This window comes from Mycoplasmopsis agassizii (assembly GCF_002276225.1).
Taxonomy (GTDB): Bacteria; Bacillota_I; Bacilli_A; order Mycoplasmatales; family Metamycoplasmataceae; genus Mycoplasmopsis_B; species Mycoplasmopsis_B agassizii_A.
The window spans coordinates 1-22558 of the sequence record NZ_NQNY01000002.1 but is presented as its reverse complement, the minus strand read 5'-3'; the positions used below and the strand labels follow the sequence as shown (position 1 = coordinate 22558).

At 28.6% G+C, this 22558-nt stretch carries 22 protein-coding genes; 8 read left to right on the top strand and 14 right to left on the bottom strand.

The genetic code is table 4. The features are described from left to right. Nucleotides 1-66: 66 nt before the first annotated feature. The 8 genes from CJJ23_RS00630 to CJJ23_RS00595 all read right to left on the bottom strand — a co-directional run bounded on the left by CJJ23_RS00630 (nucleotide 67) and on the right by CJJ23_RS00595 (nucleotide 10359). Nucleotides 67-441, bottom strand: coding sequence for a PTS-dependent dihydroxyacetone kinase phosphotransferase subunit DhaM (locus tag CJJ23_RS00630; protein ID WP_095334489.1), 375 nt, complete (start codon nucleotides 439-441; stop codon nucleotides 67-69). A 1-nt stretch (nucleotide 442) separates the two neighbouring features. Further along, nucleotides 443-1042 (bottom strand): dihydroxyacetone kinase subunit DhaL, encoded by a 600-nt coding sequence (gene dhaL, locus CJJ23_RS00625; protein WP_095334488.1) that lies wholly within the window; start codon nucleotides 1040-1042, stop codon nucleotides 443-445. After that, entirely contained in the window at nucleotides 1036-2016 is a 981-nt protein-coding gene (gene dhaK / locus CJJ23_RS00620; protein WP_095334487.1) for a dihydroxyacetone kinase subunit DhaK, read from the bottom strand. The genes dhaL and dhaK overlap by 7 nt, the downstream gene beginning before the upstream one ends. 519 nt (nucleotides 2017-2535) lie before the next feature. Further along, on the bottom strand, nucleotides 2536-3654 hold the full coding sequence (glgD, locus tag CJJ23_RS00615; RefSeq protein ID WP_095334486.1) for a glucose-1-phosphate adenylyltransferase subunit GlgD: 1119 nt from the start codon (nucleotides 3652-3654) through the stop codon (nucleotides 2536-2538). Then, nucleotides 3654-4778, bottom strand: coding sequence for a glucose-1-phosphate adenylyltransferase (locus CJJ23_RS00610; protein WP_095334485.1), 1125 nt, complete (start codon nucleotides 4776-4778; stop codon nucleotides 3654-3656). The genes glgD and CJJ23_RS00610 overlap by 1 nt, the downstream gene beginning before the upstream one ends. Nucleotides 4779-4787: 9 nt before the next feature. Further along, nucleotides 4788-6962 carry a type I pullulanase gene (gene pulA / locus CJJ23_RS00605; protein WP_095334484.1) on the bottom strand — a complete coding sequence of 725 codons (2175 nt, stop codon included), beginning with the start codon at nucleotides 6960-6962 and terminating at the stop codon, nucleotides 4788-4790. Nucleotides 6963-6980: 18 nt separating this feature from the next. Beyond that, nucleotides 6981-8888 (bottom strand): 1,4-alpha-glucan branching protein GlgB, encoded by a 1908-nt coding sequence (gene glgB / locus CJJ23_RS00600; protein ID WP_180737995.1) that lies wholly within the window; start codon nucleotides 8886-8888, stop codon nucleotides 6981-6983. After that, the gene (locus CJJ23_RS00595) at nucleotides 8875-10359 is read right to left on the bottom strand and encodes a glycogen synthase (RefSeq protein ID WP_095334482.1); all 1485 of its coding nucleotides are present in this window, start codon (nucleotides 10357-10359) and stop codon (nucleotides 8875-8877) included. The genes glgB and CJJ23_RS00595 overlap by 14 nt, the downstream gene beginning before the upstream one ends. Before the next feature lie 292 nt (nucleotides 10360-10651). Between CJJ23_RS00595 and CJJ23_RS00590 the strand changes: the two genes are divergently transcribed. The 3 genes from CJJ23_RS00590 (at nucleotide 10652) to CJJ23_RS00580 (ending at nucleotide 13993) form a co-directional block, all read left to right on the top strand. Beyond that, complete coding sequence (locus tag CJJ23_RS00590) at nucleotides 10652-12202, top strand: phospho-sugar mutase (RefSeq protein ID WP_180737994.1); 1551 nt, start codon at nucleotides 10652-10654, stop codon at nucleotides 12200-12202. 402 nt (nucleotides 12203-12604) lie between these two features. Further along, a complete protein-coding gene (locus tag CJJ23_RS00585) occupies nucleotides 12605-13063 on the top strand; it encodes a hypothetical protein (protein WP_095334480.1) in 459 nt (152 codons plus the stop codon). A 159-nt stretch (nucleotides 13064-13222) separates the two neighbouring features. Beyond that, nucleotides 13223-13993, top strand: coding sequence for a nitroreductase family protein (locus tag CJJ23_RS00580; RefSeq protein ID WP_084232439.1), 771 nt, complete (start codon nucleotides 13223-13225; stop codon nucleotides 13991-13993). 1 nt (nucleotide 13994) lies between these two features. Here CJJ23_RS00580 and CJJ23_RS00575 read toward each other — a convergent pair whose 3' ends face one another. Beyond that, the gene (locus CJJ23_RS00575) at nucleotides 13995-14756 is read right to left on the bottom strand and encodes a YgjP-like metallopeptidase domain-containing protein (RefSeq protein ID WP_180737993.1); all 762 of its coding nucleotides are present in this window, start codon (nucleotides 14754-14756) and stop codon (nucleotides 13995-13997) included. 164 nt (nucleotides 14757-14920) lie between these two features. Beyond that, on the bottom strand, nucleotides 14921-16069 hold the full coding sequence (locus CJJ23_RS00570) for a YbhB/YbcL family Raf kinase inhibitor-like protein (protein WP_095334478.1): 1149 nt from the start codon (nucleotides 16067-16069) through the stop codon (nucleotides 14921-14923). 166 nt (nucleotides 16070-16235) lie between these two features. On the opposite strand from CJJ23_RS00570, the gene CJJ23_RS00565 reads away from it, so the two are divergent. Continuing rightward, nucleotides 16236-16904: a ribulose-phosphate 3-epimerase gene (locus tag CJJ23_RS00565; RefSeq protein ID WP_095334477.1), complete on the top strand. Its 669-nt coding sequence runs from the start codon at nucleotides 16236-16238 to the stop codon at nucleotides 16902-16904. A 43-nt stretch (nucleotides 16905-16947) separates the two neighbouring features. Here CJJ23_RS00565 and rpmB read toward each other — a convergent pair whose 3' ends face one another. Next, complete coding sequence (rpmB, locus tag CJJ23_RS00560) at nucleotides 16948-17139, bottom strand: 50S ribosomal protein L28 (protein ID WP_084232443.1); 192 nt, start codon at nucleotides 17137-17139, stop codon at nucleotides 16948-16950. Nucleotides 17140-17302: 163 nt separating this feature from the next. On the opposite strand from rpmB, the gene msrB reads away from it, so the two are divergent. Continuing rightward, entirely contained in the window at nucleotides 17303-17737 is a 435-nt protein-coding gene (gene msrB / locus CJJ23_RS00555) for a peptide-methionine (R)-S-oxide reductase MsrB (protein WP_095334476.1), read from the top strand. A 45-nt stretch (nucleotides 17738-17782) separates the two neighbouring features. On the opposite strand, the gene CJJ23_RS00550 is transcribed toward msrB, so the two are convergent. Next, nucleotides 17783-18649: a hypothetical protein gene (locus CJJ23_RS00550; RefSeq protein WP_095334475.1), complete on the bottom strand. Its 867-nt coding sequence runs from the start codon at nucleotides 18647-18649 to the stop codon at nucleotides 17783-17785. Nucleotides 18650-18684: 35 nt separating this feature from the next. Continuing rightward, on the bottom strand, nucleotides 18685-19608 hold the full coding sequence (gene tsaD, locus CJJ23_RS00545) for a tRNA (adenosine(37)-N6)-threonylcarbamoyltransferase complex transferase subunit TsaD (RefSeq protein WP_095334474.1): 924 nt from the start codon (nucleotides 19606-19608) through the stop codon (nucleotides 18685-18687). A gap of 98 nt (nucleotides 19609-19706) precedes the next feature. Between tsaD and CJJ23_RS00540 the strand changes: the two genes are divergently transcribed. Next, nucleotides 19707-20240, top strand: coding sequence for a hypothetical protein (locus CJJ23_RS00540; protein ID WP_095334473.1), 534 nt, complete (start codon nucleotides 19707-19709; stop codon nucleotides 20238-20240). Here CJJ23_RS00540 and tsaE read toward each other — a convergent pair whose 3' ends face one another. Next, nucleotides 20241-20636, bottom strand: coding sequence for a tRNA (adenosine(37)-N6)-threonylcarbamoyltransferase complex ATPase subunit type 1 TsaE (gene tsaE / locus CJJ23_RS00535; RefSeq protein ID WP_095334472.1), 396 nt, complete (start codon nucleotides 20634-20636; stop codon nucleotides 20241-20243). Nucleotides 20637-20680: 44 nt separating this feature from the next. Here tsaE and CJJ23_RS00530 point away from each other — a divergent pair, with 44 nt between their 5' ends. After that, nucleotides 20681-21799, top strand: a complete 1119-nt coding sequence (locus tag CJJ23_RS00530; protein ID WP_095334471.1) for a potassium channel family protein — start codon at nucleotides 20681-20683, stop codon at nucleotides 21797-21799. A 286-nt stretch (nucleotides 21800-22085) separates the two neighbouring features. Then, nucleotides 22086-22558 (top strand): helix-turn-helix domain-containing protein (locus tag CJJ23_RS00525; RefSeq protein ID WP_143823596.1); only part of this gene is annotated, 473 nt, incomplete at its 3' end.

Sequence of the window (22558 nt, the reverse complement as noted above, 5' to 3'; positions counted from 1 at the left end):
TGACAAAAAAACTATTTTTCTTTGATTTTTTAAACTTTTTTCTATTTTTAGTATCTAAAGACTAAATTATTTAACAGCAATTTCATCGCAGATTTTAATCATTTCATTAAATTCAATACCTGAATTTAATAAACTAGAAATACTGAAAAGAGATTCTAAAAAAGGTCCTTTTACTAAGTGGATTTTCTTATCATGAATCATTTCCTGAGCAAGGGCAGAATTAATCATACTGCTACCTAGATCTGCTGCTAAAATAATTTCTTGATCAGAAACTTCATTAATTGTATCTAAGATACGCATCGGACTTGTACCGATAATAGTTTCATCTAAACCTGATGCATTATGTACATAATTAAGATCTAAATCAGGGATCATTGCTTTTAAGTACTTAATGATATGCTCTGTAAAAGAGTATGAGTGAGTAACAATTACTAAGTGCATTTTAGATTTCCTTAATAAATTCTTTCAAAATTATTGAACTAGATAGTGAGCCAGGGTCAATTACACCAATTGAGCGCTCTTTTAAATAAGAAGCACGCCCCTTTAAAGCCTGACGAACTTTTGTAGCCATTACATATTCATCAATTTGCTTAATTAAATCCATTTTGTTTTTGTTATGTTGATATTCCTTGGTTAGTGGAATTCAAACATCTAACATAGTTTTATCTAAATAATTAGCCTGTCCATAAGTTTGCAAAGAAGCAACTGCTGAAGTTAAAAATCTTTGAAATAATTCTTGATTAAGAACTGGTTGATCTTTAAAAATAGAAGCTGATCTTACAAAAACCATGCCATATAAAGGACCTGATGCGCCACCTATTTTAGCCATTAGTGATTTACCAACAAAGGTAAAGATTTCGCTTAAATCTTTATCTTTGTAATTATCGATTTCACTTAAAACATTACTAAAACCTCTGTCCATATTGGTTCCGTGGTCGCTATCACCAATTAGTCTATCTAATTCGGTTAATTCGTTTTTTCTTAAACTAATTTCTCTTGCAATAGTTTTAAAAATTTCTACTAATTTATGATTATTTATCATTGGCTTGCTTCGCTTTTCTCTAGTAATAATTCTTTAATTTCTGAATCCAGTTTTAATAATGAAATAGAAATTCCTGGCATTTCTAATGCTGTCATAAAGTTACCTACTTTTGCATATGTAACTTTAATGTTTTTACTTTCTAGATACTTTCTAGCATCATTTAAAGCAATATATTGTTCCATTAAAGGTGTTCCACCTAGTCCGTTTAATAAAATCGCAACTTCTCCTTGAGTATAGTCATCTTCTACTAAAATATGGTCTAATAGTTTTCAAACTAAAAATTCAGATGATTGCATTTTTTCTTTTTTAACTCCAGGCTCACCATGAATTCCTAAACCCAATTCAATTTCATCATCTTCTAAAGTAAATGATGCTTTACCAACTGAAGGTACGATAGCCTGACCAATTGATAAACCCATACTTTTAACATTGTTGATTACCTTTTCAGCAACTCTTTTAACTTCTAAAAGGCTCATGCCTTTTTCTGCTGCTGCACCTGCAATTTTATGGACAAAAATTGTTCCTGCAATACCCCTTCGACCAGCTGTATAGGTTGAATTTTCAACGGCGACATCATCATTAACAACAACTGTTTCGACATTGTAACCCATTTCACTAGCCATATCTTTAGCAATTGTAAAATTCAAAACATCACCTGTATAGTTTTTAATAATCAATAAAGTGCCTTTGTTACTTTTGGTTAATTCAATTGCCTCATTAACCATAATTGATGTAGGTGAAGTAAAAACTTCTCCACAAACTGCTGCATCAAGCATACCTTTTGCAATATAACCTGCGTGAGCAGGTTCATGTCCTGAACCTCCACCTGAAATTAAAGTAACTTTATCCTTATTTAAATTCTTTTTATAAACAACTTGATTTTCATAATCAACTTTTACATCAGGATTTGCAAACGCAATTCCTTCAAGCATTTCTCGAACAATGTTCTCGCTTTTATTTATTAATTTTTTCATAACTCCTCCAGAGCAAATTTAATATAACTAAATGATAATATTAAAAAATAAGATATGACTTTTTTCTTTATTAATTCTTCAAAATATGAAAATTTTCATATTTTTATTCATTTATTTTTCACTTGAACGAACTATTTTTACAAATTTATGACATTTCTGAAAAAAACTGCTTTATTTTCATTTTCGAATTCATTTTACAAAGCCTCTTGGTGTGTTTTAAAAAAATAAATGAAAATGTTTTTTTGAATAAATAATTCAAAAAAATGTAATTTTAAATCATAGTTCATCCAGTCTTTTTTGCACCTTTTTCTTATTCAAATAAGAACATAATGAAACTGTTGTTTTACACCTATAAAAATGATTTTTAAAGTCATGTTATGTATTCAAAAAAAAGAATGTATTTTATATTGAAAAAACATAAATAAAATTTTAGAACAAGTATTTTTAAAAACTATTTTCCAAATAGGCAAAATAAAAAACCTTTCTTCCAAATAGATCGGAAAAAAGGCTCTTTTAGAACTAAATTTTAGAATTTTTCATTATTACTAATGGTGACTTTTTATCTGCAATTAGTGTCTTTTCAGATGAAATAATTGCATTCTCATCAATAATAATATTTTTAAGTTTTACGTTATCTCCAATGATAACATTGCTTAAAATAATTGAGTCTTCTACTTCAGCATTTTTACCGATTTCAACACCTCTAAAAAGAATTGAATTTTTTACTTTTCCTTTAATTTTGCAGCCACTTGCTAATAAGGAATTTGAAACGCTGGCGCTTTGACTGTAATATGAAGAAGTTTGATCTAATTCACGAGTATAAAGTGGAAATTTTGTGAAAGTTTCCACTGCAATATTTTGATCATTCATTAGTTTTAATTGATTTTCAAAATATTCTTCAGCACTATTTAAAAATCCTACTCATGTATCAATTTCATAAGCGATGATTTTCAATTCTTCAACTTTTGATTTTAAGAAAGTTTCAAACTTGCTATTAATATTTAATTCAACAGCTTCACTAATTAAAGATAAATACATTTTTTTAGACATCATAAAAATTCCTAAATCAATTTTTATTTCTTCTTTACTTCCTGTATTAATACCAAAATTAACAACTTTTTCAGTTCGAGCATTGAACTTTAAAATTTCCATATTTAAGTAACGATCATGATTTGCTTCACGGCGAAATGCTCAAACAATATCCGCACCAGAAGTTTTTAACTTTTCATACATTTCAACATAATCAATACGATTAATTGTATTGGTATTTGTTAATAAAACAACATCACGGTCAATACTTTTAACAAATGAAACTGTCTTATATAAAGCGCCTAAATTGTTACCTGTACCAATTTGTTCTTTGGTTGAAAATAAGTAGTGGATACCGTTACTTCTGCGATTTAAGTTTCACGGACTACCTGTACCAATATAGTTAAAAATGTGGCGATTAGGTTTATCTACTAATAAAAATACTGGATAAATTCCTGCATAAATCAAGTTAGAAAAAGCAAAATCAACTAGGTTATAACGTGCTAAAACAGGCATGATTGGTTTAGCGTGTGATACACCTAAACCACGAATACGACTTGCATTTTCGTTAGCATCAACAATTGCAATTACATTCTTATGTAGTGACATTATTTACCCTCCCCTGCATAGACAAAAACTTCATTTTCATCAGCTGATTTTATTAATTTATTTTCAGGAACTTTCACATTTTCCATAACGACTGATTTAGTTATTTTAGAATTTGCTCCTACTTTACTTAGACCCATAACAACTGAATCTTTAACAACTGCTCCTTTTTCAATAGTTACACCTGGAAAAATCATGGAATTTTCCACATGACCATAAATTACTGATCCATTAGCTATAAATGACTTTTTAATAGTTGCACTATCACCTATATATTGAGGTGGTAAACTATTTCCTTTTGTGTAAATTACTCACTTACGATCTGATAAATCTAGTTCACTTTGATAGTTGATTAAGTCAAGATTTGCCTCTCAATAACTTGCAACAGTTCCAACATCACGTCAATATCCTACGAAAGGATAAGCGAAAATACTTTTACCTGCTTTTAGCATATAAGGTAAAACATTGTGTCCAAAATCATGCACATTGATTTTATTTTCAGTACAATAGTTCATCACATCTCTTAAAACTTTTCAACTAAAAACATAGATCCCCATTGAAGCTAAATTTGATTTGGGTTTTGCTGGTTTTTCTTCAAATTCAACAATTTTGCGTTCGCTATCAACATTTAAAATACCAAAACGACTTGCATCTTCTCAAGGTACTTCCATAGCAGCAATTGTGACATCTGCTTCATGATTTTTATGATAATCAATTAACAAAGAATAGTCCATTTTGTAAATATGATCTCCTGAAAGGATTAATAAATATTCAGGATCATATTCTTCAATATATTCAAAATTTTCATAAACAGCATGTGCTGTTCCTTCATATCAATTACCTGTTTTACCTTTAACTTGTGGTGATAAAATCGTGATTCCAGCGTTTAAACGGTCTAAATCTCACGCCATTCCTACACCAATATGCCTAGTTAAAGCAAGTGGTTTGTATTGCGTTAAAATTCCAACTGTTTCAATTCCGCTATTTGTACAGTTACTTAAAGCAAAATCGATAATGCGATATCTTCCACCAAAAGGTACTGCTGGTTTAGCAATATGCTCGGTTAATTTACCAAGTCTTGAACCTTGTCCCCCCGCTAAAATTAAAGCGACTGTTTCTTTTTTCATATCTTTTCCTTATCTTTTTACGGGTTTATGTAACACGTAAAAACCAAATGGTCTAATAGTAATTTTTTCATCATCCATTTCAGGATATTGATGATAGTTATTAGTCAAGACGTGCATTTTACCATTTGTAAAAAAGTAGTCTTGATTGTAACTGGTGTTGTTGATTAAAACTAGAAAACTATCTACTTCATTTTCTAAAATATAGACAGTTAGCCCACTTTTTGAGCGCTCTACCTTCACATATTTTTGAATATCAGCATTAGTATTTAACCTGAATAAAGAGTAGGTTTTTCTAATTGAAATCAGTCTTTTGATGAAGTTTAAATCCCAATAATGTTCACTAATTTTGTTTCAATCAAAACGGTTATAACTGATTGATTTATTGTAAGTATTATCTTCACCAAATTTGGTTCTGAATAATTCCTGACCTGCATGAATTACAGGGATTCCTTGCGATAAAATCACAATCGCTAATCCCATTAAAGCAATTTTTTGCAACGTATCATCATTATAAGTTGGTAATTGTTCTTGAATAAAATCATAAAAAGTTTGGTTATCATGAACTTCAATATAGTTAACACTTTGTCAGGGTTCATCAAAAATTGAATGAAAGCCGTTAATTCCTAGTGATGCCATGATGGCGTTTGAAGCTTTATTAAAGACTAAAAAGTTTCCACTAGCATACCCTGTATCGTTTTTATCTCAATGACTACCACGAATTGTATTTCTAAAATAATCATTGAAAAAGCCGATTTTTGGGAGCATTTGGTGATGTTGCATGTGAGCCATTGGTAATAATGAAGCAGTTGGCATGTTTCAACCTTCACCATAAATAATAAAATTAGGATTAATTTTATGAGCCATTTTAGTAATGGCATTCATGGTTTCAACATCAATTAAACCCATTAAATCAAATCTAAATCCATCTAATTTAAATTCGGTGATTCAATAGCGACACATGTCCACGATATATTTTCTAACCATTAATCTTTCGCTAGCAACATCGTTACCAACTCCTGATGCGTTTGAAAAAAATCCGTGCTGATCAAACCTAAAATAATAACCAGGAATAATTTTTTGTCATGAAAAATTAGAGGTTTGATAAACGTGATTAAAAACCACATCCATAACTACTGCAATATTTTTTTCATGCAATTTTGAAATCATTTTTTTGAGTTCAAAAATACGGCTATAAGGGTTATTAGGATAAAGAGCGTACGAGCCTTCAGGAACGTTAAATTGCACAGGGTCATAACCTCAATTATACTCATTTGCCTTTGGATAAGTCATTTCGTTAATTGTTTGAAAATCGTAAATAGGAAGTAATTGTACATGCGTAATTCCTAGTTCAATTAAATAATCTAGACCAATTTTATTACCTTGTTGATCTTTTAAATTTTCCTCAGTTAAACCTAAAAACTTACCTCGATTTACAAAAAAACCACTATCAGTAAAATCTCTGACATTTAACTCATAAATGATTGCATCTGTATAGTTTTTAATCGGTTTTTTAACCTTAGGAAATTCCATTGCAGGATCAGTTTTTGACTTATCAATTACACAAGAAAATTCACTGTTTGCATTCGAAGCAAAAGCGTATGGATCAACTGTTAAAGTTTCTTCATCATTAGAAAAAACTGCATAACGATAATGAATTAACTCACAATCACCATCAAGCGTTACACTATAAGTGCCGTTATTACGATCTTCCATTAAGACTCTTTGTAATTCTTCCTTAGTATCAGGATTATAAATTACTAAACTAACAGAAATTGCTAAAGGAGCATATAAAACAAATTTAGTTTCTTCTTTGCTATAGTGATAACCTAGATCATTACCTGAATAATAAATAAAACGATCAAAATCTGGTTGAAAAACAATTGAACCAGCTTTGATTGGAATATGATTATTTTCTTTATCAATAATATAATGGCGGCTACGCACATTATATAAGCGTCTTGGCACTTTTAACTTAACATAGTCTCTACCTTCATAAGATTCAATATTTAAAATATACGCCTGGTAAGTGGTGTGCTCTTGCTCAATAAAAATATTGAAAGCATCACCCTTATGATAAAAATTCTTAGGGGCGCTTAATGTGACTAAATCTCACCTATCATAGTAGGCTTGCAGATTTTCACGGTAGTTGTTTTGAAAAAACTGAGGTATTAAACTTGTTGGCATGTTAGTGAACTTTCTGAATTACTTCTTAATTTTTTTTAAAAAAATTGCTGCAAAAGGTGCAATTTTTAAAGATAACCTTCAACTATTTTCATAGTCTTGGAAAGGATCTAGAATGCCATTTTCAGCACTTAAGCTGTTAATTGCACCACTACCTCCATATTTTAAATTGTCACTATTTAAAATTTCGCTGTATCTAATATTTAATGGATTTTTACTATTTAGATTTAACTTAAAACTATAATTTTCATAGTAGTTATCAGAGAAATTTAAAACAACTAGCATTTCATCGTTTTTTGTTTTCCCATAGCGTTTAAAAACAAAAATATTATCAAGTTCATTTACTAAAACTCATTCAAATGCATCTTTATCAAAATCTTTTACATATAAAGATGGCTCTTGTTTATATGTATGGATTAAATCCTTAACAAAATCTCAATGTTGGTAATGCAATTGATTTTCTAAAAGATGTCAATCTAAACTGACTCTTTCATTTCACTCTTTAAACTGAGCAATATCAATTCCCATAAATAAAAGTTTTTTACCTGGATGAGCAAACATATAAGAAATCATTAACTTTGATTGTCTCATTTTTTGGTCGTAAAAACCAGGACTTTTATTCATTAGTGAACGTTTTAAATGAACTACTTCATCATGTGAAAAAGCAAGTAAGAATTTTTCATTGAAGTTGTAAACCATTGAAAAAGTTATGTCATTAAAGGCATTAAAACTGTGTTTTCTTTCAATGAATTCTTTCTTCATAAATCGGAATAAATCGTTTGAAAAACCTAGGTCTCACTTTAAATCAAAACCTAATCCACCATCAGAAATTGCACTTGTAACATCAGGAAAAGCTGATGAATCTTCAGCAATAATTAAGATATCAGGATGTAGTTTTTTAATATTTGAAATAGTACTTTTAATAAATTCCACGCCATCAGGATTAACACCAGCTTTGGAATTTCCTTGATAATAAATTATGTAAGAAACCGCATCAAAACGGAAACCATCAATATGAAATTCTTCAATTCAATAACCTAAAGAAGAAAGTAAAAAACTTTTTACTTCATTTTTTCCTAGATCAAAATTTGCTGTACCTCATAAATAATTTTCTCGATCAAATTCAATTTCTGATGAGAAAGTTGAATGAGTTCCATCGAATTTATATAGACCATGATCATCTTTATTGTAGTGAACTGGAACAAAATCCATGATTACTTTGATGCCATTTTTATGAGCATAATCAATTAAATATTTTAATTCATCAGGATTTCCATAACGACTTGTTGCTCCAAAATAGCCTGTAACCTGATATCCTCAAGAACCAATAAAAGGGTGCTCGGCTAATGGTAAAAATTCAATATGAGTATAACCCATATCTAAAACGTAGTCAATTAGTAGGTGAGCTAAGTCTTTATAATTTAAAAACTGATTGTCCAAAGTTTTTTTTCACGAACCTAAATGAACTTCGTAAATAGCCATTGGTTCTGAACGAAAATCCCGTGTTTTACGTGCTTTTAGGAATTCTTTATCATGTCATTTATATCTTTTGCGATCATAAATTATGCTATTAAAAAACGGTGCCTGTTGGTTATAAAAACCAAAAGGATCAGTTTTATATTTTGAAAAGTTAGTTCAATCAATAACTTCAAATTTGTAAAAATCTCCATAAGTTACACCATGGATAATTGTTTCTCAAATTCCGTGCTCTTTTTTAACTGTTGCAAAAACATGTGTTTTAATTCCCTGAAAAATTAAAACATTAACATGCTTAGCATTTGGTGCATAGACTCTAAAAATGAACCCTGAACCTGATTCATTTGAAATAGGATGAACTCCAAGTTCATCATAAAGGCTTGAATGCCACCCTTCAGTAAATTTTAAAATATCAACTTTTTTAGGATTTGTTTTCTTACTATTTTGCGACATGTTGTTTATAAAGCTCCAAATACTGTTCAGCAATGACATCTCAACTAAATCTCGATCTAATTCCTGCATTGACGATTTCAGTTCAACGTTTTTTATCATTTTGGAAAACATTTTCGGCTTTTTTAACAACAGCAACTAGTTCTTCAACTGAGAACTTTTCAAAGTTAAATCCAGTTGCATTTGGTTTTTCAATATCAATAACTGTATCAGCTAAACCACCTGTTTTTCTAACAATTGGAACTGATCCGTATTTCAATGAAATTAATTGTGTTAGACCACAAGGCTCAAAATATGATGGCACTAAAAAGGCATCTGATCCTGCATAAATTTGGTGAGCAAATTCTTCACTAAAATCATTAATAAATGTACAGTTTTTGTTTTGATTATGACAGGTTCTTGCTAGATTATTTTCATAAACTTTGTCACCTGTACCTAAAATTACAAATTGAATATTAGGGTTTTCATTTTGTAAAATTGGTAGCGCTAAATCAAAAATGTCAAATCCTTTTTGATTTGCTAATCTTGAAACAATTCCTATTACAAATTTAGAGTCACTAACTTCTAAATTAGATTTTTCTTGTAAGAATTTTTTATTAACTTTTTTAGCTCTTTCTCAAGTGTTTTCATCATAGTTTTCTTTTAAAAATTCATCAGCATTAGGGCTATAGATTTCTGTATCAAGACCATTTAAGATACCTGATAACTTGCTAGAATGTTCTCTTAATAATCCATCAAGTCCCATTCCAAATTCGCCACCTTGAATTTCTAGCATATAAGTTGGGCTAACTGTTGTAACTCTGTCTGAATATACTATTCCTGTTTTCATGAATGAAAATACTCCATCACTAACAGTTTTTTCAATTACGTTTTTATTTTTCTCTCAACCAAAAGCAGACAACACATGCTCAGCACCGAATTGTCCTTGGTATTGTAAATTGTGAATTGTAAAAATTACCTTGATTTTACTTAATTCAGAATTTCCTGACATTTTAAGTAATAAAGCGATTAACCCTGTGTGCCAATCGTTTAAATGTAGAATCTCAGGTTTTTCATCTTCTATTTCTAAGAAACGGATGATGGCTTTTGAAAAAAACATAAAGTCGAAAGCATTAGTGTAATTACTATAAATGCTTAATAGTTTGTTGTCAGGGTTTTCATTTTTGGCGATAAAGAAATAATCGATATTTCCATATCTAAGTTGTTTAACAATAACTTGGTAATTTTTAGAACCAAGTTGCATACTTCACTGTAAGTAGTCTACCATTTGTGATGTATACTTTTCGGGTATCGTGTAAAAGAAAGGTAAGATCACTCTTGCCTTTACTCCGATTTTACTTAAAGCACGAGGGAAGGCGTAACTAACATCTCCTAATCCACCTGTTTTGATAAATGGATAACTCTCGGCTGAAACATATCAAATCTTCATTTTGACCTCTTTTTCTCTCTCTTTTAAAGTAATAGTTGTCTCCATTAAATAATAACCTAATGTTTAACTTATCACCTACTTTTATTTTACATTTTTATAATTTTTTAACCTGCAAAAATATCAAATTTTCTGTCTTTGCAGATAAATGTGGAAAATTTTTCATTTTGGGCAAATTTCTTAAAAATATTAGCAATTTCTAAACAAATAAAATAACTAATTTAGTAAAATTAATATGTACATTTTAAAATTTACTAAATTATTGACATTTTCAAAATGTTAAATAATGCATAAAAAACAAGAAATTCTATTATTTAAACATAGAAAAGAAGGAGTTTTAATGAAATTAGAATTTGGTACAGCCGGAATGCGTGGCGTAATTGGTGATCATGAATCTCAATTAAACGTCAAACATGTACAACGAGTAATTGAAGGTTTTGCAAAAAGCCTTTTAAAAAAATACGGCAAAAGAAAAAAAATTACAATTGTCATTGGTCGTGACAATCGTAATCAAAGCAAGCAATTTGCAGAAGCTGCTGCTGCAGTTTTAAACTACTATAAAATTAATGTTTATTACGGAAGAGAAATCACCCCTACACCATTAGTTTCATATTTAGTTAAACATAAAAAAGCACAAGGAGCAGTTAATATTACTGCTTCACATAACACTAAAGAATATAACGGAATCAAACTTTATAATGAATTTGGTTATCAAATTCTTCCTTATGAAGTTGATGAAATTGTAGAGCAATTTGAAGACTACAACCTATACCCTAAAAAACACTTTAAGTTTGATAAAAGCAATAAATTATTTTTATATGCTGAAGATGATCTTGAAAAAGACCTTACTTTAATTGATAAGTATAAAAATGATTTAGTTAAAATAGCAAGCAAAAATGCTGATTTTTCAAATCTTAAGGTTGCTTTTTCACCCTTACATGGCACTGGTGCAAAATATGCAAAACACATCTTTAGACATTTAAAAGTTAATGCAGTTTATGATGAAGAAGTAATGAAAGAAGATAAAGAATTTACTTTTATTGCTAATCCTAATCCTGAATCAAAATCAGCCTATGAAAGACTGATTAAAATTGCTAAAGAAAATAATGCAGATATTTTGATGGTTACCGATCCTGATTCAGATCGAGTTGGTTTAGGTGTTAAGGATAAGAATGGTGAATATCAACTTTTAACTGGTAATGAAACAGCAATTTTGATTTTTGATTATTTAATCAAAAACAAAAAAACTGAAAATAAATATTTAATTCATTCATTTGTTTCAACAACTTTACCTGCAACAATTTCTAAAGAAAATAATGTTGCTGTTTATGAAACAGCAACAGGATTTAAGTGAATTGGTGAATTGATTAAACGTTTAAAACAAAATGATAAAAACGCTAAATTATTATTTGGTTTTGAAGAATCTTATGGATCACTTTTAGATGAAAATATGGCAGCAGATAAAGATGCACTGCAATCACTTGTAATTCTTTCACAAATTGCAAGTGAGTCAAAAACTAAAGGTAGAATCTTACTTGATGATCTTGAAGATATTTACAAAAAATATGGATATGTAGTTTCAAAAAGTTTTACAATCGATTTAGATCCAAGTAATCCACACCAACTAAATGACATCAAACATAAATTTAGAAACTTAAATTTACACAATAGTAAGTTAATTGATTTTTCTAATGGAAACAAAGAAGTTGCACCAAGTGACATGTTAAAATTAGAATTTATGAATAATGGTTTATATGACTGAATGGCTCTTAGACCTAGTGGAACTGAACCAAAAATTAAGTTTTATATTTTTGCTACCGAAAGACAAAAAGATTGAGCAAACGATCGCTTTGGCTGAATGATGGCTGAAATAGAAAAAACATTTAAATAATTTTTTCCTGCATTTTAATGCGGGTTTTTTAAACTAAAAAATGTTCTGAAAACACGTTTTTTCCGATGTTTTAGTGCATATTTTAATTTTTTTGTTTAACTACTTTTTTGCTTTTAAAAAGTATAAAATAAATTATCTTCCTAGTTTAAAAAAATGATTTTATCATATTCAATTTTTATATTGAATCACACAAGATTAAATATTTAATTAAATTCATAAACTGCATATTTAATTTTGTATTTTAAAATCTAAAAATTCATTTTCAAATATTTCTGTTTTTTTATTTGAATAAACACTGATTAAAATTTGAAAAAATTTCAAATTTTAGTTACAAATATAGTAAAAAACTACAAATATTTTTTATTTATTTTATTTTGATGATTTTAGTTAGATAATAAAAACATGACTATAAAATCACGCATTGCATTTTCACTAACAATCACAAGCTTAGCGGCAGTTACTACTTTAGTAGCTTGCTCGACAAGTACTAATCAAACAAAACAAGACACATCTGGTTCAAATGGTGGCTCATCTACCGATAGCAACCAAGACTTAAAGGAAAGCGATATGAATGACACAACTTTTAAAATTTATGAAGAAGCATCTTTAAAAACTAATGCATTAAAAATCAGTTCAGCTGCTAATTCAGTTGAACAGTTTATTCTAAGGAATAACTTAAATTCAACTCCATCAGGAAGACTTAACCATTTTCTATTGCACACTAATTTAGGAATTAGTGCACGCCAATTTGCTAATGATATTGATGTTAAGATTCAAAAACTTACTGACAAGACTTTAAGTGCTTATTTATTTAATAGTAAGGTTAAAAGTAAAAGTTTCGCTTTTAGTTTTAATGACTAAAACGGTAAAAATTTAAATAACTACATATAATGACATAAAAAATATTTTTTAAATAATAAAATTCAAATATTGCTTTTTTATCTTTAAAAAGGTCGTTTGTTTCTATAAAATAGAAATAACGCCGTATTGCGTTTAATCATAATTATAAAAGGAGTAACTATGCCAAAAAATAATAACGTAATTGACTATTTAATTAATCGTCACAGTCAACGTTCAATGACTTATGAACCTATCAATGAAGAAGATATGGAATTAATTAGTCAGGCAATGAATGCAGCACCAACTTCAGCAAATAAGTTCGATGCTACAGCAATCATCATCACTAATCAAGATATAAAAGAAGAAATGTATCGCCGTATTGATAACCCTACTCAAGAACACTATTTAACTTCTTCAGCCTTAATAGTTTTCTTTGCCGATATTAATAGAGGTCGTAAAGCAGCACAAATGATCGGTACAAAACCCGAATTTAATACATTAGATAATTTATTAAATTCATGGGGGGATGCTTTTATCATGGCTCAAAATGCCGTAATTGCTGCTGAATCTTTAGGTTATGGGACTGTCTTTTTAGGAGGGATTCGCCATTTTGATTTTCCTTGATTACTTCAAGAAAGATTTAATCTACCAAAAAATCTGTTTCCAGTTATTGCGATTGCAATAGGTAAAAATAAAGAACCTGCGATTCATAGACCACGGTTAAATCGTGTTTATTGAAATGGTTATAGCCTTGAAAAAGTTGAAAAAGAAGTCGAAGAATTTAATGAAGAAGAAAAAAAATTCTGAGAAAGTCAAGGTAAAACTCAAGATTGAGTTGGACATATTGCAAAATATTACACAGTTGATCCTACAGCAATTTATCAAGAGTATTTAAGAAATATCTATGACCCTGATAAAGACAAAAATAGAAAAATACCATCTAGTACATAAACTAGATGGTTTTCTTTTGTTTTGTTTTTGCAAATAATCTTTTGTTTTCATCAGCATAAATTCTTAGATTCATGTTTTTTCTTCTTATTTTTCAATCTGGGATGTATTTTGCAATGTGTTCCTTGAAACCCTTGCCGTGATTATGATGAAAATGATGTGTCAATTCATGAACAATTAAATAATCCAATATATATTCTTCATGTGGACAAGAAGCAAACGAATAAATTACTCTATTCATGCTACCTCAATGATTCGCCCAATTAGTAGTTTTTTCACGCACCTCTATGCTATGAGGGGGTACATTCATAATTGCTTCTCAATGTCTTTGTCTAACTTCTAAATAATCTACAAACATTTGCTTAATAATTTTCACAAGATTATCGTAAATAGTTGAAGCCTTATTAACTTGCTTTACATAAGGCACGTTGTTGAAGTTAAAAAATAATGCTGTTCCAAAAAAACGATATGTAACTTTTTTACCTAAAAAATAAAAGTAATTTTCATCCAAGTGGATTATTTCACTCTTTTTTTTATCATCTAGGTGAAATACCATCCACCATATTTTAGAATCTGAAAATTCAAGCAATTTCTTAAAACTAGTTCTTTTACCAGCAACTAAAACAAGTTTTTGATCTTTGATTCTCATTCTTGTATGTTTATTATCTGTGTATTCTATTTCCACTTTAATTTCCTTATCCAAAAAACTGTGTTTATAAATCAGATAGTCTTTTGTTGATAGTTTTTCATCCCTATTTCAAGCCATATTAATTAATATCATACACGCTGAAATTGATTTTTTTTAAATTCAAATTAAGGATTTTGCACCTAAAATTTTTGATTAGTTTTAACTAATAAGATTTAGTATTTTTCATGGATTTTTTTAAAATTAAAATAAAAATAAGCAACTTTCTAGTTGCTTATCAAAGTTTATTTAACTTGTTTTTTCACTTTAAATTCGAAAATACCTTCACCCAAAACATTACCATGCAGTGCTCTTGACATACTTCCTAATTTAAACCCTTTGATTAAATTTAATTTATTTTCATGTGCATAAATGATCACTGTATAACGGTGTTCAGCATCTTGAGGATTAGGTCCTAAATAACGTGTTGCAGCACCATCTAGTAAAAATTTATCTGGAATAAAAGGAGCCATAAATGCTTCATTATTAATTAAATATTTACTTTCATATTCTCTTGAAGCTGATGTATCTCCGTGCAGGATTTCCTTATTTGTTGCTGTTGCATTCGCCTCTAAAGAATTGACATTAATATTAGCAACTAATCAATGGATAAAAGGTAATCCACCAGTTGAATGTCTAGATTCATTATCTAGCATAATTAGTGAATAATAATTAGCTCCTTCAACATGAGTTCAGTCTAAATTGGGGTTGGGAGCATAAGGGCTATAAGCATATTGTGAGTCTAAAAACCCCTTTTTATCGACATTATTGGAAATAATGTTGATGTATTTTAAATTACTTCGATCCTTAAATAAATCTTTATAAAGGTGGTTAACATTATCTGAAGGATGTCTTAATTTAACGCTAATACTATCTCAAGCAACAACTTTATTTTCCATTGCTTGATGTAAATCTGCTCAATAAAATGGTTTAGGTAAATCAAGTGTTTTATCCTTAATTGCATAAACAATAATTTCATAATTGTGGCTTGTATCACTAGCATTTGGCCCAACATAAGTAGCATTAGCTAAAGCATTGGCTTTTGCTAAATTACGGTCACTAATATGCATTAAGGATGGCGATGAAAATGAGTTATATCCTTGATGTAAATCGCTTCTACTTGCAGCATCAAATTCAAGTTCGTTAGTTTCTAAATTAGCAACTACTCAATGAATAAATGGTGTTCCAATTAAGTTTGCTGCTTCATAGTCAGTGATTTTAACGACATATGATTTAGCACCTTTAACTTTATCTCAAGTTAAATGTGGGCTTTTATTTTTACCACCATGATAAAGTGTTGATCCGTCATCAAAAATAGAATCAAGATTTCAATAATTTTGTTCTAAAGTATCTGAATGAATGTTTAAATGAGTGCGTGGAGGGAATTTTTTCATGTTGCTCTTTTCTATTTAAAAATTTTTAGTTTTTTAAATTATAGACATTAATTTGCTTTGAAAAAAATATTTTTTAAATTACCTCTTAAATTTCACATTTTTGGGGAAAAAGCAGACATTTTAAAAATAAAACTTAAAGATAACTATTTTTTCTTATAATTAAGGTATGTGAAAAAAAGATCGCTTGATAACCCCTAGCATTTTAAATGTTAAACCAGAAGATCGCCGTATGGTGATTTTAAACTTATTAAATTTCGGAATTAAATGAATTCATTATGACATGATGGATGGCGAATTTGTACCAAATACTGCCATTTCAATCGAAGAATTTATTAACTTAAGAAAAAGGACTGATGAACATATTGCTGATGTTCATTTGATGGTTAAAGACCCTCAAAACTGAATTGACCCTTTATTAGCATGAACTGACTTTATAACGATGCACATTGAATCGTTTGCAAATCCTGATGATGTTTTAGCCATTTTTGAAAAGTATAAACATACTGCCAAATTTGGTTTAAGTGTTAAACCAAATACTAATATTGAAATTTTAAGACCTTACTTAAAATATTTATCATTAGTTTTAATTATGTCAGTCGAGCCTGGTAAAGGTGGCCAAGAATTTATCGATTCATCATTAGATAAAGTCAAAGAACTAAGACTAATGATGCTTGAAGAAGAAACCCCTAAAATTAAAATTCAAATTGATGGTGGCATTAATAATATCACCGTTAAAAAAGCATTTGCAGCAGGTGTTGATGCTGCAGTTAGTGGCTCATATTTAATTAATAATTTAAAAATTGAAACTATCGCTGAAATGCTGAAAAAAGACTAAAAAAATATGAAGACATTTTCTCTTGTCTTCATATTTTAATTAATTAAATCAACCCTTTTTTTCTTAAAGTTCTGGCTGTTTTAGCAGTTACACGTAGTCTAACTTTTTGCCCATTTTGTTCCAAAGTGACATAGCGTAAATTAAGGTCAAAACGTCTTCTTGTAGCATTTAAGGCATGTGAACGACGGTTTCCAAATTGAGCTTTTTGACCTGTTAATTGATCTTTTCCTGGCATGTGATTCCTTTCATCAATTTTGTTGAATAATCTAAAAAACGATTTGTTTTTTCATTTTAGCATAAAAATCTAAATAGTCTAATAAAAATAATTAGCCCTTTTAAGGCTTATTTAAAGTAAAAATGCTTAATAAGTTATAGAATATAACTAAGGAGAATTATTTATGAAAAAACCTTCAAAAGAAGAATTAAAAAAACGCCTTAGCGATATTCAATATGCAGTAACACAAGAAAATGCAACTGAAAGACCTTTTACTAATGAATATGATGAACACTTTGAAAAAGGTATTTATGTTGACATAGTTGATGGATCAGTTTTATTTTCTTCACTAGATAAATACAATTCAGGTTGTGGCTGACCTGCGTTTACTAAACCTGTAAGTGAAATTGTCGAAGTGCAAGACTTTAGTCATGGAATGCGCCGTGTTGAAGTAAGAAGTAAAAACGCTGATTCACATCTAGGACACGTTTTTAATGATGGCCCTCGTGATAAAGGTGGGCTTAGATATTGCATTAACTCTGCTTCTTTAAAGTTTATCCCTTATGAAGAACTTGAAGAACAAGGTTATGGTGAATATAAAAAACTGTTTGAAAAATAATTTTAAGAGTAAAAAAATGCCTTTTGCAAATTAGCAAAAGGTTTTTTATTCAACTGTGAAATTAAATTGAGTAACTAAGGTTGTACTTTTATCGTATCTAAAAGCAGTATAAATAGCTATTTTATTGTCTTGTTGCACTACTCTGATGTATTTTTCATCATTTGCTTTTTCGCTTAAATAAGGATCAACAAAACTAATCTTATCAAGGGTTGCTTGATCAAAATTAACTCCAGGTAATTTTAAAATATCAACTATTTTACTTTGCTGTTGTTCAGCACTTAATGCAGTCGCCCCGACAAAAAAGTTAGCAAGATATTCTGCATATGATCTGGCTGTTGTATAAGTTGTTTGATTACGATCTTTAATTGTGTAGTTAGTTTTAGCAATTGTGTTTGCTAAATTAACACCAGCTTCTTGCTGTGTTTTATTAACATTAGGTGTAGTTGTTTCAGTTGCGCTAAAACCTGCTAAATAAACTGTGAAGGCACGAGCCTGACCTTCTAGGGTTGCTTCTAAAGAAACTTTAGCAGTTGTTGTATTTTCAACCGTTAGGTTTCATTCACTACTTGAATTTGTATAAGCACTAGCGTCTATTTTTGTAACAGTAAAACGTGCAAATTTTTCTTTATCAACTACTTGTAAAGCGTTTAAAAAGTTAGTAACTCTTTCTTTTAATGTGATATTTTCACGAGCTTTTAATGTTTCAACAAAGGCAGCTAAATTTTGCGATTGACTTTCAGTTGCAACTATGTAGGTTTTACTTGCTTCTAAAGTCATCACATTGATTTGAGCAGCATTTAATTTATTGCTACCTAAATCAGGTTGTGGTCCACCACCTCCACATGAAATGGCAGTTACAGCAACTGCAACTGGAGCAATAGTTAAGGGTATAAGAATTAATGATTTTTTCATAAGTAAATAGTATTTTATAATAAATTTGAGATATTTTAACGATTTACTTTTTTACTTGCTGCTAAAGCTATCATCGCTGCATTATCAGTTGCTAATCTAATTTCAGGAATAATTACATTAGGGTGTAATTTTGTAATCTCTTTTCTTAGAAAAGAATTAGCAGAAACACCACCACCTATAATTAAAGTTTTAGGTTTAAATTCAGTAATTATTTTTTTAGTTTTTTCTAAAACTTGCATGAAAGCATGTGCTTGCATTGAACAAATTAAGTCAGTTATGGAATATTCGTTTTTATCTATTAAATTAATTACTTGTGATTTGATTCCGCTGAAAGAAAGGTCGTATTCATTTTCAGTTTTAACCTTGTTTAATTTGATTTGATTATATTCTTTAGTTTTACATAATTTGTCAATTAAAGGACCACCTGGAAAACCTAATTTTGCCTTGTTAGAAATCTTGTCAAAAAGCTCACCAATTGCATCATCAAGACTATGACCAATTATTTCTAATTGATGATCATTTTTTGCAAAAATAAATTGCGAATGACCTCCACTTAAAACTAACCCTAAAACGGGATATTGATAATCTTTATTAAATTCAGCAGAGAAAAAATGACCGTCAAGATGGTTAACTGGAATTAAAGGTTTTTCTAAAAATAAAGAACATGCACTAGCAACTAAAAAACCAATATGTAGTGTCCCAATTAATCCTGGTTTTTCTGTATATGCAACATAATCAATTTTTGATAAATCAAATTTATTTTTAACTAAATATAAAACTTTTAAAATATTATCTTTATGTAATCTTGAAGCTAATTCAGGAATTGTGCCACCATAATTTTTAAAAAAATCTGCTTGAGATAATGTTTCTAAAACATGAATTATTTTTTTGTCATTATTAATTTCTACTACACTAATTGAAGTATCATCATGACTGGTTTCAAATGCTAAAATGATCATAAAAGCCCCTATTTTACGGTGATTTAATTTTAATTAAAAATAATTATATTGCATAAATTAGAATAGAATAAAATAATATATTTTAATTTAAGGATAACATGATTTTACTAGTTGATACAACAAATAAAGATTTATTAATTGCATTTTTTGATTCATCATATAAATTAATTAAAAAAATACATTTTAAAAATTTAAAACAAAAAGTTGAAACCTTAGATCAAAGTTTTAAAAGTATTTTAAATGAATTTAATTTTAAAATAAGTGATCTAAAAGAATTATATATTGCTAAAGGTCCAGGACTTTTTACAGGTGTCAGAATTGCTTTGATTTACTTTCAAACTTTTTCTCTTTTTCATGATTTCAAAATTTTTACATCAGATAGTTTTATTTTTTTAGATGGTGAACAATTACTAATTGATGCTAAAGGTAATAAATATTTTTATAAAAAAAATATTAATGATTCAGAAATAAAAATAGGTAGCGAAAATATAGAACATTTTCCTGAATTTAATTATGATAAAATCATTAATAATTTTTCTAAATATAAAGAAAAATTTATACTTGAAAAAGATAACTCAAATATCAAAGAAATTTATTTAAAAGATCCTCAAATTGGTAAAGCCAAATGATAGCTAATTTACTTGCATAATTTTGTAATTATAAAAATCATTTCCTTTATTTATATAAATTACAAAATCAAAATTAATATAATTTTTAACCCTTGAACCTCATTCAATTAAAACTGTATTATTATCAAAATAATCTTCATAAAAATCAAGATCTCCTTGATGGTTATAAACATCCATATGAACTAAATTTTCATATGTTTTCATGATATTAAAAGTAGGGCTTGTAATTACTTCTTTGATATTTAAAATTTTTGCAAAAACCTGCACAAAAGTAGTTTTCCCAGCACCTAAATTTCCTTCTAAGGAAATTTTTTTATGCAAAAATAAATTTAAAAATGGCTTTAGATTTACTTCTAATTCCTTTTTATCTTTAACTTTAAACTCACTAACTAATTTCATAATATTAAACTCAATTGGATTTTATTATATAAAATATAATAACTATGATTAAAGATAAAAAGAATTTTATTCCTGGTGTTAATCTTGATGATTTCAATAATAAGCGTAAAAACTTACTAGTTATTATTAATTATATTTGTACAAATAATTTAAGAAAGATCTTTCCTTCAAATCTAAAACCTATTCATGATATCTTAAGGCGTTTTTACACATATGCTTTATTGGGTTTAATTATATGATCATTTGTTAATACTAGTTTAGAAGTTTCTAATTCACCTGCTTCAGTAATTATTGTCGCAATTGTCGATATTGCCATGGCATTTTATTTACTTATTGATTTAATTCTTTGAGCTATTACTTACCCCTTAAGGTCTGGTTCTAAACAAATAGGAGCCTTTCTCTTTCCTCTTAGTTTCCCTGGGATTGTTATTATTCTTTCTTTGTTACCTAGCTTGTGGGTTTTTGGAATTTTACCTAATATTCCTGAAATTATTAAGGGTAATAAAATTGAGACACCTATTAGTTTAATGACCCTAAAATCACTAATCTTTTTTAGATTAGGTCGCATTATGATGTTATTGGCTATTTTTGGACCATTTAAATTACTGATTAGAGTTTTTGCCAAACAATGAAAAACGCTGCTTTATGTTTTCATTACGATAATTGCCTTAATCTTGATTTTTGCAGCCATTATCTTAAATGCCGAAAGAGTGGATAATAATAATTTAAAAACTTATTGAGATTCAGTTTATTTTGTCACTATTTCGATGGTGACAATCGGTTATGGTGATATTACACCTGTTACAGCTTTAGGAAGAGCAATTGTTATTGTTATGTCAATTATTGGAATTGCTTTATTTGCTATCCCTAGTGGTATCATTGCTTCATCATTTTTATTAAGTGTTGAAAAGAAAATAACTAAAACTAATTCTAAGAAAACAGCAGGTTTTATTCAAAAGAAAATCTTTCAATTTAAAAAGTTTTTCTTAACAGAAGAAAAACTTCATGAAATTGATTTTAAAGAAAAACAACTTGAAAAAGAATCTAAAGTAGAAATAAATTTTGAAGAAGAATCTTTAAAGTTACAAAGACAAATGATGGATGAAATTAAATACTTAAGATCAAAAATAGATGATCTTGAAAATAATTCTAAAAATGTTTAATTAAAATCTGGAACTAAAAATTGCTCCAGATTTTTGATTCACTTTTTAAAGTGAATTATTAGTTTTTACAAACATCATATTTATAAAACCTTACAACTTAATTTATTTTAATTTTAGCTCAACCTGAATATGCATTCATATAATCAGAAATCTGATTAGAAAAAGTTTCCTTGTCAGGTCCAATTATTTTGTCAAGCAAAATAATTAGAGAATCAAACTTTAGGTAGATTGAAATCCTAATTGCAAGGAAAAGGATTTAATAAATATTTTTTATAATATTAACAATATGACATTTAAACATTTAACTGAAAATGAAAGATTTTTAATCAACAAACTTTGAAAAGAAGGTAAAAACATTACTGAAATTTCAAAAACAATAAGCTGGGCTGAATCGACAATTTTTCGTGAACTCAAAAGAAATTCAACTGAAAATGGTTACGATTATTTCAGCGCTGTAAAAATGAGTCAAGAAAGAAAATTTGTTAGAGCACAACTTTATAAAGCTGATTACAGTGAATTTGAAAAATTATTTTTTAAACTTTTTGAAAGACATTATCATGGTGTTAGAGTAACGATAGAAGTGATAAAGCAAAAACACCCAAATGTTTTAGTACCCCACTGAAGAACAGTTTATTATTGAATAAATAGTGGAACTTGAATACTAACTCCAGAAGGGAGATTTAGATCTTCTTACAAAAACAGATGGTGAAGAAGAAGATCATATTTTTCAAAATTCAAGAACAAATATCATCTTCCTAT